We start from the raw sequence: 13,109 nt of genomic DNA, 5'->3' as shown, positions 1-13,109 counted from the left end.
GTCTCATAATTGGCATTATTTTACTCGCCTTTATGGAAAGCTGACCACTTAATTGAGTCAAAACAGATACTATTGGCTCAGCGAAAAGTAGGTACTGACATGTACACAATGGATAGCAATAAAATGAAAAGAGTCGTGATCACCGGAATGGGTGTTGTTTCAAGTATCGGTAATAACAAGCAAGAAGTGACCGAGTCACTGAAAGCGGGCCGCAGTGGTATTACGCATTCAGCTCAGTTTGAAGAGATGCAGTTACGTAGCCACGTATGGGGTGACATCAAGTTAAACCCAGCTGAGCATATCGATCGTAAAGCGCTACGCTTCATGGGCGATGCCGCTGCCTATGCTTACATTGCGATGCAAGAAGCCGTTAGCGATGCCAATTTAACTGAAGAGCAATATTCAGATCCGCGCGTCGGTTTGATTGTCGGTACAGGCGGTGCATCATCGTCTAACCAAGTGCAATCTGCCGATACACTGCGTGAAAAAGGCGTTAAACGTGTTGGTCCGTATATTGTGCCTCGCATCATGTCGAGCACGGCCAGCGCTTGTTTGGCTACGCCATTTAAAATTAAAGGCACGAACTATTCTATCAGTTCAGCCTGTGCAACCAGCGCCCACTGTATTGGTCACGCCGTTGAACTTATCCAAATGGGTAAGCAAGACATGGTGTTTGCCGGTGGTGCAGAAGAAGTGGATTGGACGCTGACCATGGGCTTCGATGCTATGGGCGCACTGTCAACTAAGTACAATGCCACACCAGAAAAAGCCTCTCGTACCTATGATGCAGACCGTGATGGTTTTGTGATCTCTGGCGGCGGGGGTATTTTAGTGGTTGAAGAGTTAGAGCATGCTCTGGCTCGCGGCGCAAAAATTTACGCTGAAGTGATTGGCTATGGCGCGTCTTCAGACGGTTATGACATGGTAGCGCCATCTGGCGAAGGCGCAGTGCGTTGTATGCAAATGGCGATGGCCGATGTTGATACCCCAATCGATTACATCAACACTCATGGCACTTCAACGCCAGTGGGCGACGTACGTGAATTAGAAGCGCTACGTGAAGTATTCAAAGACAAGTGCCCACCTATTGCATCGACTAAGTCTATGACAGGTCATGCTTTAGGCGCTGCTGGTGTACATGAAGCGATTTACAGCTTAATCATGATGGAAAACAGCTTTATTGCCCCAAGCATCAATATCGAAAATCTGGACGACGCGGCGAAAGACATGCCTATCGTTCGTGAATATCGCGCTGCTGAGCTGAACACTGTGATGAGCAACAGCTTCGGTTTTGGCGGTACAAACGCCACGCTAGTGATGCGTAAATTCAAATAAGTTTATTGATTAAACGCGATAGAAGGGAAGCTTAGGCTTCCCTTTTTTATGGGCGTTTTATGTGAACCTGTTGCATAGGCAGGGATTTATCCCATTAGTCTTGTTAGAATACCGAGCATCTTGATGCCTTCCATTCCCACTTTTATCCGATCAGGTGCCCATGAAGATTTTAGTCGATGAAAATATGCCCTATGTTGAACCGCTATTTGGCGATCTCGGGGACATTATTCCTGTTAACGGCCGCACGTTAACCGCCGAGCAAGTACGCGAGGCCGATGTGCTATTAGTGCGCTCGGTCACCAAAGTGAATGCCGAGTTGCTCTCAGGCAATAATAAGCTGAAATTTGTCGGCAGTGCCACCATAGGCACAGATCATGTGGATTTAGCCTATCTTGCTGAGCGAAATATTCCCTTCTCTAATGCACCAGGTTGCAATGCGACTGCGGTCGGGGAGTTTGCTTTTATCGCTATGCTGGAGTTAGCACAGCGCTTTAATTCGCCACTGAAGGGCAAGGTCGTCGGCATAGTGGGCGCGGGCAACACTGGCACTGCGACGGCAAAATGTTTGCAAGCCTATGGTATTAAAGTACTGCTTAACGATCCCATCAAAGCTGCAGAGGGCGATCCGCGCAGTTTTGTGAGCTTAGAAACCATCATGGCGCAGGCCGATATCATCAGTTTACATGTGCCCATCACGCGCACTGGCGAGCATAAAACCAAGCATTTGTTCGATGAGGCGCGCTTAAAGGCACTCAAACCCAATACATGGTTAGTGAATTGCTGCCGCGGTGATGTGATAGATAATCAGGCGCTTATTAAAGTGAAGCAGCAACGTGACGATCTTAAATTAGTGCTCGATGTGTGGGAAGGCGAGCCAACACCTCTGCCCGAGTTGGTACCATTGGCAGAGTTTGCTACGCCGCATATCGCAGGTTACAGTTTAGAAGGTAAGGCGCGCGGCACTTTTATGCTCTACCAAAAATTATGCCAGTTGTTGAATATTACTGCCGATAAAAGCCTGCTGGATCTGTTGCCAACCTTTAACATTAAGGCGGTCGAACTTGCGACCGCGCCGAATGAAAAAGCGTTATTGCAGCTCGCGCGTTTTGTCTATGATTTGCGCGATGATGACAAGATGTTCAGAAATACATTCTTAAATGAGAATGGCTTCGACACTATGAGAAAAAATCACCAACATAGACGCGAATTTAGTGCATTGGCGCTGGCTTATGACGGTCAATCTGAGGTAGATTGGTTGTCCAATTTAGGTTTTTCAGGAGTCGGTCAGTAGCTATGTCACAGGAATTTAATGTTGTCGTTTTAGGTGCATCGGGCGCAGTGGGTCAAACAATGATAGAGATCCTCGAAGAGCGTAATTTCCCGGTTGCAAATTTGTACCCTTTAGCCAGTAGCCGCAGCGCCGGTGAAACGGTCAGCTTTCATGGCAAACAAATTACCATTCTCGACGTAGAAACCTTCGATTGGACCCAAGCTCAAATTGGTTTCTTCTCCGCAGGGGGTGATGTTTCCGCCAAATGGGCACCGATTGCGGCTGAAGCGGGTTGTGTTGTTATCGATAACACCTCGCATTTTAGATACGACATCGATATTCCTTTGGTCGTACCCGAAGTGAATCCACATGCTATCGCCGATTTCCGCAATCGCAATATCATCGCTAATCCAAATTGCTCAACCATTCAAATGCTAGTGGCGCTTAAGCCTATTTATGATGCCTATGGTATCAGCCGCATTAACGTGGCAACGTACCAGTCAGTTTCGGGTACAGGTAAAAAAGCCATTGAAGAGTTAGCGCATCAGTGCACTAAACTGCTGCAAGGTTTGCCTGCTGAAGCCGAAGTTTATCCAAAGCAAATTGCTTTTAACGTATTGCCGCAAATCGATAAATTTATGGATAATGGCTATACCAAAGAAGAAATGAAAATGGTCTGGGAAACCCAGAAAATTTTCGGTGACGATGAGATTTTAGTGAATGCAACCGCCGTACGTGTACCTGTGTTTTATGGTCACTCGGAAGCCATTAATATCGAAACTCGTCAGCCTGTCGATGCAGAAGACGTTAAAGCTTTACTGCGTAATGCCGAAGGAGTGGTATTGTTTGAGTCAGATGATGACTATCCAACGGCTGTAACCGATGGTGCTGGTACCGATCCGGTTTATGTTGGCCGCATTCGTAAGGATATCTCTCATTCTCACGGGATTAACCTGTGGGTGGTGTCAGACAATATTCGTAAGGGCGCAGCCTTGAACAGTGTGCAAATTGCCGAGATCTTAGTGAGAGATTATTACTAAGCACGAGATTGCATTTTATGCCCATTGAAAAAGCCTGCTGTCAGCAGGCTTTTTTTGTTTTACAATTGTGAACAGTAGCAGGGCAGGGATTTCTGGTTTATAGTAATCTCAATAAATACAATTGCCTAAAGCCTGTTATCAGCGAGATAACTTTATAGCGCTTCAAAGGGAAGGATTGATGAAATTTCGCACTTCGTATCTTGTGGGTCTAATGGCCACTGTTTTAGCTGTTTCTTCTACCGCTTATTTTATTGATCCCGCCGTTGCAGCAGATACGCCAAGATTAAAACCCTTAAAAATCATGGGGCCAGACGGACAGATCCGTCAAGTTAATCATCAATATGGCCCAACGACATCCAGAGACACTTTTTGGAGCATAGCGCAAAAAGTCCGTCCCGATGCCAGTGTTAGCGTCTATCAAGTGATGGCCGCGCTATATGATGCTAACCCCCATGCGTTTAACTCTTCCAGCTACAACAGTTTAGAACGTGGCATGATCCTGCTGATCCCGTCTAAAGAAGTCATGCTGTCGATTCCCAACAGTATGGCGATAGCAAGAGCAGAGCAAAGCGACAGACAATCCCGTGCGCCAGCGAAAGCGGTGCAGAAACCTGCTGCTAAAGTCACCACGCAAGCGCCTGTTACTGCTCCTGTCGTGATTGCTGAAACCAAAGTGATCACTGAAACCAAAGTGACGCCGCCTAAAGTGCCAGTGGTAGAAACGCCGGCGCCAGACAAGCCTAAGATGCTGAGCTCTGATGTAACGTCGCGCTTAGAAGCGGCTGAAAGTAAAAATCTGTCATTAACCGATGAATTAGCTCGCACCCAAGATCAACTCACTGTCCGCACTTCAGATGTTGAAGCGCTAAAAGTGAAAGTTGAAGAATTGAATCAACGCATTGCCGTGCTAGAAGAAACCCTGCAAGCCAGCAAACTGCAAAATCAAGCTTTGAAAGCCGAAGTTGAAGCCGCCCAAACGCCAGAGATGGCAACGGGAACGGCTGAAGCTGAGACTCAGGCGCCTGCTGAGCCCGATGATTTATGGCGTAATATCCTCAACAGTCCAGTGTTAATGATTGCTGCTGCTGTGATCCCTGCCTTGTTCTTGTTACTGGCGGTGTTCTGGTTGCTGCGCCGTAAGCGTAATAAAGAACGTCGTGAAATGCAGGCGCAAGAAGCGGTGATGGCCGCGGGTGCTGCTGGCGTTGCAGGTACTGCCATCATGGACATGGATGATGACGACTTAGATGATATGGCGGTGCATTTAGATACCGACCATGCCGACTCTATCGATAGCTTGCTTGATATGGGCAGCGTCGATTTACAACCTGAGCAAGATTTGACTGACTCAAACGATCAGATGGATATGGCGTCTGAAATGTTTGTCGATCCGGGTCTCTCTGCCGAAGCTGAGGTTGAAGACGAAGGGCAATCTCTTGATGACCTGTGGGCCGAAGCCATGGGCGATCAGGAAGAGGATATTGTTGAGGAGAAACCTAAATCTGACAATATTCTTGAGGAAGCCGATCTCGATGCACTATTAGCGGGCCTAGGTTCAGAAGACAGCACTGAAGCTGAAGACGATTTAAGTGAATTAGAGCGAAACTTTGCTAGCGATTTAGCTGAAGAAGACGTTGAAGTAGAAGATACTCAAGCTGCCAATGAAGCCGTCGCCGATGACGATGATCTCGATGCCTTACTTGCCGAGTTTAGTGTTCCTGCTGAAGATCCAGAAACGGCAAAAGAACCTGCAACAGCATCTATTGAGTCTGACGATGAAGATCTTAGTGCCGCCATCGCCGCAGAACTCGATGATGAGCTAGATGATGAACAGGGCGGAGAAGAGGTTGATGATATCGATGCCCTATTGGCCGATTTCGATAAACCAACGCCAGCCGCAGAACCTGAAGTCGAATCTGATCTTGGCGCTGAAATTGCCGCCGAGTTAGATGCCGAACTTGATGAGCTGGGCGTAGAAGATACCGATGACATCGATGCCTTGTTAGCAGATTTCGATAAACCAGCAGAACCTGAAGTTGAGCCAGATCTTGGCGCTGAAATTGCCGCTGAGTTAGACGCTGAGCTTGATGAACTGGGCGTCGAAGACACTGACGATATCGATGCGCTGTTAGCGGATTTTGATAAACCAGCAGAGCCCGAAGTCGAGCCTGATCTGGGGGCTGAGATTGCCGCCGAGTTAGATGCTGAGCTTGATGAACTTGGCGTCGAAGACACTGACGATATCGATGCGCTGTTAGCCGATTTCGATAAACTAGTAGAACCCAAAGCTGAACTCGATCTTGGCGCTGAAATCGCCGCCGAGTTAGACGATGAACTGGATGAATTAGGCGTAGATGAATCCGATGATATCGATTCGTTGCTGGCGAGTTTTGATGCTGAGCCTGAAATCAAAGTTGATGCAGAAGACAATGCACAAAACGATACCGCAGATGATGCGATAAGTGCAGAAATTGCTGCAGAGCTAGAAGCTTCGTTACCGGAAGATATAAAAGGCGAAGCGTCAGGCGATGAAGATTTAGATGCGCTTTTAGCTGAATTTGATGTGCCAGAGCAACTCGATGCCGATGAAGATGAATTCGACTTCGATATGGAAACGGCGCAGCTTGATGCGGACGATAACGCCACAGATGAAGACAATTTACTCAAAGGTATTGGTGCGTCTCACTCGATTGATGGCACTGATGATACTTTCTCGTTAGTTGAAGAGTTGGGTGAAGATGATGATTCTGACGCCCTGACTACGGCAGCAGCCACTTTGGCAGCCGCTACCGCGGCAGCGAGTGTTAAGGAAAAAGAGTCTTCTTTCTTTAATGATTTAAAAGCCAATAAGAGCAAAGATCCCCACGTGCTTGATTGGGACTCAGAGCTTGATTTTGCGCCTAAGGCCAAACCTGCTGCGACGCCAGCCGATGCCGCCGCTGAAACGGATGTCGATGATGTCGAGCCTAATGCCGATGCTTCGCTAGCTGATACGCCTACTCCGGATGATGCGACTCAAGAGAAGCCGATTAAGGCGACGCGTAACGATCTTGATTTTAGTGAAGATTTTAAACTCGATACCCAAGAGGATGCTGACGATTCTGAGCAAGGCCTCGATTTAAGCGACGACAATGTACTTGCTGCTTTCACGGCCAATACCGATTTTGATGACGATGAAGATGTACTGACGTCGGAAGACAGTTTCTCACTCGTCGATGATCTCACAGTCGATGAAGCGTTAGCTGCACTCGATGCTCAAGAGTCGCGCAAAGCGCAGAAGAAGTTTGTTCCTGAGCATGATTTAACGAATTTCCAAAATGAAAACGGCTTTATCGACATCGACAAGTTGTTGAATGATGCCGATGAAGACGGCACTGATACCGATTTGTATTCGGAAGTCGATGTGGAAATGAGTGATGTCGGAGCCTTAATCGGCGATGCCGCGATGATTGATGTCGATGATGAAGAAAACTCAGTCAACGCTAAGCTGGATTTAGCCCGCGCTTATATCGAAATTGACGACAGCGACAGCGCCAAAGCCCTGCTCAAAGAAGTGCAAATTGACGGTAACGAGCGCCAGCAAGATGAAGCTGGACGTTTACTTAAAGAGATGAGTTAATCCCGATTGAGAGAGTTTCAACCTAACGGCGCCTTCAGCGCCGTTTTTTTTATGGGCTGCTGTGATAAAATGCGCCGCTAAATCAATTGTGAGGAAAAGTGGATGCGGATTGCATTAGGTATTGAATATGACGGCAATGGTTATTTTGGCTGGCAACGTCAGGCCGAAGTCGATTCAGTACAAGCGCAATTAGAACGGGCGTTATCGATAGTGGCCAACGAGCCTATCGGCGTCTTCTGCGCTGGCCGTACCGATGCGGGCGTGCATGCCACGGGCCAAGTGGTTCATTTTGAAACCCATGCCATTCGTAATGAAGGCGCATGGACCTTAGGGGTGAATGCCAATTTACCCGACAATATTGCGGTGCGTTGGGTTAAAGAAGTCGACGACAGTTTTCACGCGCGCTTTTCGGCCACAGCCAGACGTTACCGTTATGTGATTTATAATCACAGTTTTCGCCCTGGGATTTTACGCCATGGTGTCAGCCATTATCACGGCGATATTGATGCAGACAGAATGCACCAAGCGGCGCAGGCACTCTTAGGTGAGCAAGATTTTACCAGCTTTCGCGCAGTCCAGTGCCAGTCAAAAACGCCGTTTCGTAATGTACATTGCGTTAATGTCACGCGCCAAGGCATGTATGTGATTGTTGATATCGCCGCCAACGCCTTTTTACATCACATGGTGCGCAATATCGTCGGTTCATTATTAGAAATCGGTTTAGGCAATCAGCCGCTGACGTGGATGGGTGATTTGCTCGCGTTAAAAGACAGAAACCAAGCCGCAGCAACGGCTAAACCCCATGGGCTTTATTTAGTTGATGTGACTTATCCAGATCAATATCAATTGCCTAAGCTCGCCCTTGGGCCATTATTCATGTTGGATTGAAAAGATCTTATTTGAGAGATAATCGAATACGAGGATGTACGGACATGCTAACAGCGCCAGCGTCAAATGCAGCATTGGAACAGTGGTTGGATTATTTGTTATCCATACATCCAACCGAAATCGACATGGGATTAACCCGTGTTTCTAAGGTCGCGCAAACCCTTGGCCTATTAGATTTAGGCCAAAGCAAGATAGTCACAGTGGCAGGGACGAATGGTAAAGGCACGACTTGCGCCATGCTGGAAAATATTCTGCGATTATCCGGTTTGACTGTGGGCGTATACAGCTCGCCGCACATGCTGAAATACAACGAGCGAGTGCGTATTAATGGCAGCGACGCCAGTGATAGCGCCTTTGTCGCCGCCTTTGAGCAAATTGAAGCGGCGCGCGCCGAGATTTCCCTGACCTTTTTTGAATACGCTACGCTTGCGGGCCTGATACTGTTTAAAGCCGCTAAGCTTGATGTAGTCATCTTAGAAGTCGGTTTAGGTGGACGGTTAGATGCCACCAATATTATCGATGCCGATATCAGCGTGGTGACCTCGGTCGATTTAGATCATGAAAGTTATCTGGGGAATACCCGTGAACTCGTCGGCCGTGAAAAGGCGGGTATTTTCCGTCACGGTAAAGCTGCGATTGTTGGCGAGCCCAACTTGCCGCATACCGTCAATGATGTCGCCAATGAGGTTGGCGCCATTTTGTATCGCGTCGGCAACGAATTCAGTTATCAAGTCCATGGCAATCTGTGGGACTTTCAAGGCCAAGTGCTCAAACTGCACGATTTAGCGTTACCGACCTTGCCGCTACCGAATGCGGCCACGGTATTGGCTGTAATTGAACAGGGTTGGCCGAATATCGCGCCCGCTATTATTGCCGAGGGTATTAGCACGGCTCGGTTAACCGGTCGATTAGAGCGGGTGAGTGAGCAGCCGTTAGTACTACTCGATGTGGCGCATAATCCCCATGCGGCGCGTTTTTTGGTGCAGCAATTAGCGCCAATGGTTGTAGGTAAGCGGGTGTTTGCCCTTTGTGGCATGTTGAAGGATAAAGATATTGCGGGCGTGTTGCCTGTGATCCATCCTCTGGTCGACACTTGGTATTTAGTGAGCCTTCATGGTGAGCGTGGCGCGAGTTCTGCCATGCTGCGCAAAACCTTAGCACCCGAGGCCAGCGCATTTGAGTTTGAGGGCATAGCTGAGGCATGGTCGGCATTAAAAGCGCAAATTAACCCAGATGATGTGGTAATTGTGTTTGGCTCCTTTTACACTGTGGCAGGTTTTAAGTCTCAATTTATGCAGGAAGTCCGTTTTGTCTAGCCAGTTTCATAATCGTTTAGTCGGCACTGTGGTGCTGGTTGCGCTTGGAGTGATTTTTTTGCCGGATATTTTGGATGGCAAAAAAGATCGCCAAGAAGAGCAATTTTCTGAAATACCTTTGCGTCCGACTGTGATTGAGCAGCAAAAAGCCGACGATGATATGTTTGAAGTCTTGTCGGCCGAAGATGCTGCCGCGCTGAGTGGGGCTGATGTTGCCTTAGCTGAGACAGGCAATAATGCCGACAGTGACAAGTCAGCTGCCATCGCTAAGCAAGACGTTAAGGCGGACGTTAAACCTGAAGTGAAGAAGCCAGAGGTTAAGCAAGCAGAAGTTAAAAAGCCTGAAGCGAAACCAGAACCTAAAAAAGAGCCACCTAAGGCGACGGTAAAAACGGAGCCCGCTAAAAAAGCTGAGACTAAAGCGCCAACCGTCGCTAAGACTGAAAAGCCCAAAGCAGAAACGCCAAAAGCCAGTGCTGCCAGCCGTGACAGCTTAAAAAGTGGCTTTACCTTGCAGCTCGGCAGTTTTAACAATGCAACCAATGTTAAAGCCTTGATTGCACAGCTACGCAAGAGTGGTTTTAAAGCATACACTATCCCTGAAAATCCTAAAGATGGCGTATTAACCAAAGTGTTTGTCGGGCCAGATGTGTCTGAGGCAAAGCTGAAGAAAATACAAATTGAGGTGGAAAACCTCACGCGTCTTAAGGGCTGGATTGTTCCTTTTAATCCCTTAGAATCTTAATGGTGATATAAGATCAGCGACTGAAAATGATTTATTTACCTCTCTAGGGGTGAGAATCGTTTCAGTCTCTGGTAGAATCGCGCCGTCTTAAAGCCCATGTCGGAAAGCCATCTCAATGGTTTGGATTGATTACGCTATCATATTCGTCATCGGATTATCGACTCTCATCAGTCTAATCCGCGGATTCGCCAAAGAAGCCATGTCCTTAGTGGTATGGTTCGCGGCTTTCTTTGTTGCCAGCCAATTTTACCAAGATCTTGCCGTTCACTTAACTCAAATGAACGATGAGATGCTGCGTAATGGTGTTTCTATTGCCATCCTCTTTATTACCACTTTGGTACTCGGCGCCTTAGTTAACTATATTCTCGGACAACTTGTTGTCAAAACCGGATTATCTGGCACTGATAGGCTCTTGGGCCTGTGTTTCGGTGCTATTCGAGGCGCGCTAATTGTAAGCGCCTTGCTGTTTTTTATGGATGCTTTCACAGGTTCACCCAACACCCAATGGTGGAAGGACTCTGTGCTAGTGCCCGAATTTGGCGTTGTCATTCAATGGTTTTTTGACTATTTGGAAAACACCTCCAGCTTTGTACCCAAACTATAAGAAAGAAAATTAATTAATCCTAAGTGATGGAAAGTAGCAATCGCTTAGGTATGTACGTCACTCCTGTTCAAGGGCTTATGCCTAAAAACAGGGTAACTGTGAGCGCAATAGCAAGTTTAGGCGTGCGATTGCGATTAGCAGGTTAGTGACGGGATACCTTGGCGACCGATAGGTAGCACTTAAGCCGAAAGGCTAGAGGTTTACTTTATCATTTGCTTATATTTCAACATGAAAGGGCATAGAACATCTTACAATGAGGAAGCTTACCCATGTGTGGTATCGTCGGAATAGTTGGCCAATCATCGGTTAATCAGACCATTTATGATGCACTGACAGTGTTGCAGCACAGAGGTCAGGATGCGGCAGGTATTGTGACCATTGATCGTGGTGCTTTCAGACTGCGTAAAGCCAATGGTCTGGTCAAAGACGTTTTTGAAGTCAAACACATGCAACGCCTACAAGGTAATGCAGGTATTGGCCATGTGCGTTATCCAACTGCGGGCAGTTCAAGCGCATCTGAAGCGCAGCCTTTCTATGTTAACTCGCCATTTGGGATCTCTTTAGCCCACAACGGCAACTTAACCAATACAGTCGAATTAGCCGAAGGGCTGATCAAAAAACGTCGCCATGTGAACACCACTTCGGATTCTGAAGTGTTGCTCAACCTGTTGGCTGACGAACTGCAAAAAACCACTAGTTTGACCCTGACGTCGGAAGAAGTGTTCGATGCGGTTGCTAACGTACACCAGCAAGCTCGTGGTGCCTACGCGGTTGTGGCTATGATAATCGGCCAAGGCTTAGTCGCGTTCCGTGACCCATTTGGTATTCGTCCTCTGGTGTTAGGTAAGCACGAAACGCCAACGGGTACTGAATACATGGTCGCTTCTGAAAGCGTGGCACTCGATGCCGTCGGTTTTGAAGTGATGCGTGATGTGGCGCCAGGTGAAGCGATTTACGTGTCAATTGATGGTCAGCTGTATACCCGTCAATGTGCAGCAGAACCTAGCTATGCTCCTTGTATCTTTGAATTCGTTTATTTTGCCCGTCCAGATTCGACTATCGATAAAGTGTCTGTTTATGCCAGTCGCGTAAACATGGGCGCTAAGCTTGGCGAGAAGATTAAGAAAGAATGGTACGATCACGATATCGATGTGGTGATCCCTATTCCTGAAACTTCTTGCGATATCGCGCTAGAAATTGCCCGTTGCATGGACTTACCGTACCGCCAAGGTTTTGTGAAAAACCGTTATATTGGCCGTACTTTTATCATGCCGGGTCAACAGGAACGTAAGAAGTCAGTGCGTCGCAAGTTGAATGCGATTAACACTGAATTCAAAGGCAAAAATGTCTTGCTGGTGGACGACTCTATCGTTCGCGGTACGACGTCTGAGCAAATCATCGAAATGGCCCGTGAAGCGGGTGCCAAGAAAGTGTACTTTGCCTCTGCCGCGCCGGAAATTCGTTTCCCGAACGTGTACGGTATCGACATGCCAACGTCAAACGAGTTGATCGCCCATGGCCGTGATGCCGATGAAATCGCTAAGTTAATTGGTGCCGATGGCATTATTTTCCAAGACTTACCTGATTTAATCGAAGCGGTAAGAATGGAAAATCCAGCGATTAAACGTTTCGAAACTTCAGTTTTTGATGGTCATTACATCACTAACGATGTAGATCAAGCGTATTTAGATCACTTGACGCAACTGCGTAATGACGATGCTAAAGCGGATCGAAACAAAGATATCGGTACTAACTTAGAACTGCATAACGTCTGTCACCCATAAGGTGAAACGTTAGGCGGATAAAAAGCCAGTGATGCCAGTGATAACGTCACTGGCTTTTTTATGGATTTTTTATGAATTGGTAACCGCCACTTGGGAAAGGTGCCGCGATTAGGTGAGGGGAAACTTCTCTGAGTGTTAGTTCTCGACATCCGCATGCGAGGCTGCTGATCTTTTCAGCCATAGGTTAGTTGGCTCATCCCCAGATCCACAGCAGCATCCACACCCCGAATAAGCTGCTTAAGCTATGGCGGGTGACTTGGTGTTTTAGCAGTAGCGATAAACTCACCGCAATGGGCATTACTAGCATGAATCCCCAAGCTAAAGGCATGTCGATGATTTTCATTTGTCCCAGCCAAGTGCTGGTGAGCATGCTTATCGCGAGTAACATTAGACTATGAAATAGCAGTAACTGATTAAATCTTAGTATCAATGCCGGACTGATTGTTATCGCCTGCCGCGCATTTATTGCAAACTGTCTCATAGCCACTCCTCTAAAATTTAGTGCATT

10 protein-coding genes are annotated in these 13,109 nt (G+C 47.4%); 9 read left to right on the top strand and 1 reads right to left on the bottom strand.

Annotated elements, in window-relative coordinates; all coding sequences use genetic code 11:
• The first annotated feature begins 123 nt into the window (after positions 1-123).
• The 9 genes from fabB (at position 124) to purF (ending at position 12,601) form a co-directional block, all read left to right on the top strand.
• Positions 124-1,335 (top strand): beta-ketoacyl-ACP synthase I, encoded by a 1,212-nt coding sequence (fabB, locus tag KV201_RS17005; protein WP_226059998.1) that lies wholly within the window; start codon positions 124-126, stop codon positions 1,333-1,335.
• Between the two features lie 160 nt (positions 1,336-1,495).
• The gene (locus tag KV201_RS17000) at positions 1,496-2,626 is read left to right on the top strand and encodes a 4-phosphoerythronate dehydrogenase (protein ID WP_226059997.1); all 1,131 of its coding nucleotides are present in this window, start codon (positions 1,496-1,498) and stop codon (positions 2,624-2,626) included.
• Positions 2,627-2,628: 2 nt separating this feature from the next.
• Positions 2,629-3,645, top strand: a complete 1,017-nt coding sequence (locus tag KV201_RS16995; RefSeq protein WP_006085463.1) for an aspartate-semialdehyde dehydrogenase — start codon at positions 2,629-2,631, stop codon at positions 3,643-3,645.
• 178 nt (positions 3,646-3,823) lie between these two features.
• Complete coding sequence (locus KV201_RS16990; protein WP_226059996.1) at positions 3,824-7,264, top strand: FimV/HubP family polar landmark protein; 3,441 nt, start codon at positions 3,824-3,826, stop codon at positions 7,262-7,264.
• A gap of 102 nt (positions 7,265-7,366) precedes the next feature.
• Positions 7,367-8,152, top strand: coding sequence for a tRNA pseudouridine(38-40) synthase TruA (gene truA, locus KV201_RS16985; protein WP_226059995.1), 786 nt, complete (start codon positions 7,367-7,369; stop codon positions 8,150-8,152).
• A gap of 44 nt (positions 8,153-8,196) precedes the next feature.
• On the top strand, positions 8,197-9,468 hold the full coding sequence (gene folC / locus KV201_RS16980) for a bifunctional tetrahydrofolate synthase/dihydrofolate synthase (RefSeq protein WP_063884762.1): 1,272 nt from the start codon (positions 8,197-8,199) through the stop codon (positions 9,466-9,468).
• Positions 9,461-10,213 carry a cell division protein DedD gene (dedD, locus tag KV201_RS16975; protein WP_226059994.1) on the top strand — a complete coding sequence of 251 codons (753 nt, stop codon included), beginning with the start codon at positions 9,461-9,463 and terminating at the stop codon, positions 10,211-10,213. The genes folC and dedD overlap by 8 nt, the downstream gene beginning before the upstream one ends.
• A 115-nt stretch (positions 10,214-10,328) precedes the next feature.
• Positions 10,329-10,817, top strand: coding sequence for a CvpA family protein (locus KV201_RS16970; RefSeq protein WP_006082220.1), 489 nt, complete (start codon positions 10,329-10,331; stop codon positions 10,815-10,817).
• Between the two features lie 269 nt (positions 10,818-11,086).
• The gene (purF, locus tag KV201_RS16965) at positions 11,087-12,601 is read left to right on the top strand and encodes an amidophosphoribosyltransferase (RefSeq protein WP_006085457.1); all 1,515 of its coding nucleotides are present in this window, start codon (positions 11,087-11,089) and stop codon (positions 12,599-12,601) included.
• Positions 12,602-12,794: 193 nt separating this feature from the next.
• Here the strand turns inward: purF and KV201_RS16960 are convergent, their stop codons facing one another.
• Positions 12,795-13,082, bottom strand: a complete 288-nt coding sequence (locus KV201_RS16960; RefSeq protein ID WP_226059993.1) for a hypothetical protein — start codon at positions 13,080-13,082, stop codon at positions 12,795-12,797.
• Between the last annotated feature and the right edge of the window lie 27 nt (positions 13,083-13,109).

It is taken from the genome of Shewanella sp. SR1 (assembly GCF_020447145.1).
GTDB lineage: Bacteria > Pseudomonadota > Gammaproteobacteria > Enterobacterales > Shewanellaceae > Shewanella > Shewanella baltica.
Note: the sequence above shows the minus strand (reverse complement) of the source record. Positions and strands in the feature narration are given on the sequence as shown.

Bases quoted from the DNA above. Each gene is read 5' to 3' on its own strand.
- purF (WP_006085457.1), top strand. From the start codon at position 11,087: ATGTGTGGTATCGTCGGAATAGTTGGCCAATCATCGGTTAATCAGACC.
- folC (WP_063884762.1), top strand. From the start codon at position 8,197: ATGCTAACAGCGCCAGCGTCAAATGCAGCATTGGAACAGTGGTTGGAT.
- KV201_RS17000 (WP_226059997.1), top strand. From the start codon at position 1,496: ATGAAGATTTTAGTCGATGAAAATATGCCCTATGTTGAACCGCTATTT.
- KV201_RS16960 (WP_226059993.1), bottom strand. From the start codon at position 13,082: ATGAGACAGTTTGCAATAAATGCGCGGCAGGCGATAACAATCAGTCCG.
- KV201_RS16995 (WP_006085463.1), top strand. From the start codon at position 2,629: ATGTCACAGGAATTTAATGTTGTCGTTTTAGGTGCATCGGGCGCAGTG.
- KV201_RS16970 (WP_006082220.1), top strand. From the start codon at position 10,329: ATGGTTTGGATTGATTACGCTATCATATTCGTCATCGGATTATCGACT.
- fabB (WP_226059998.1), top strand. From the start codon at position 124: ATGAAAAGAGTCGTGATCACCGGAATGGGTGTTGTTTCAAGTATCGGT.
- truA (WP_226059995.1), top strand. From the start codon at position 7,367: ATGCGGATTGCATTAGGTATTGAATATGACGGCAATGGTTATTTTGGC.
- KV201_RS16990 (WP_226059996.1), top strand. From the start codon at position 3,824: ATGAAATTTCGCACTTCGTATCTTGTGGGTCTAATGGCCACTGTTTTA.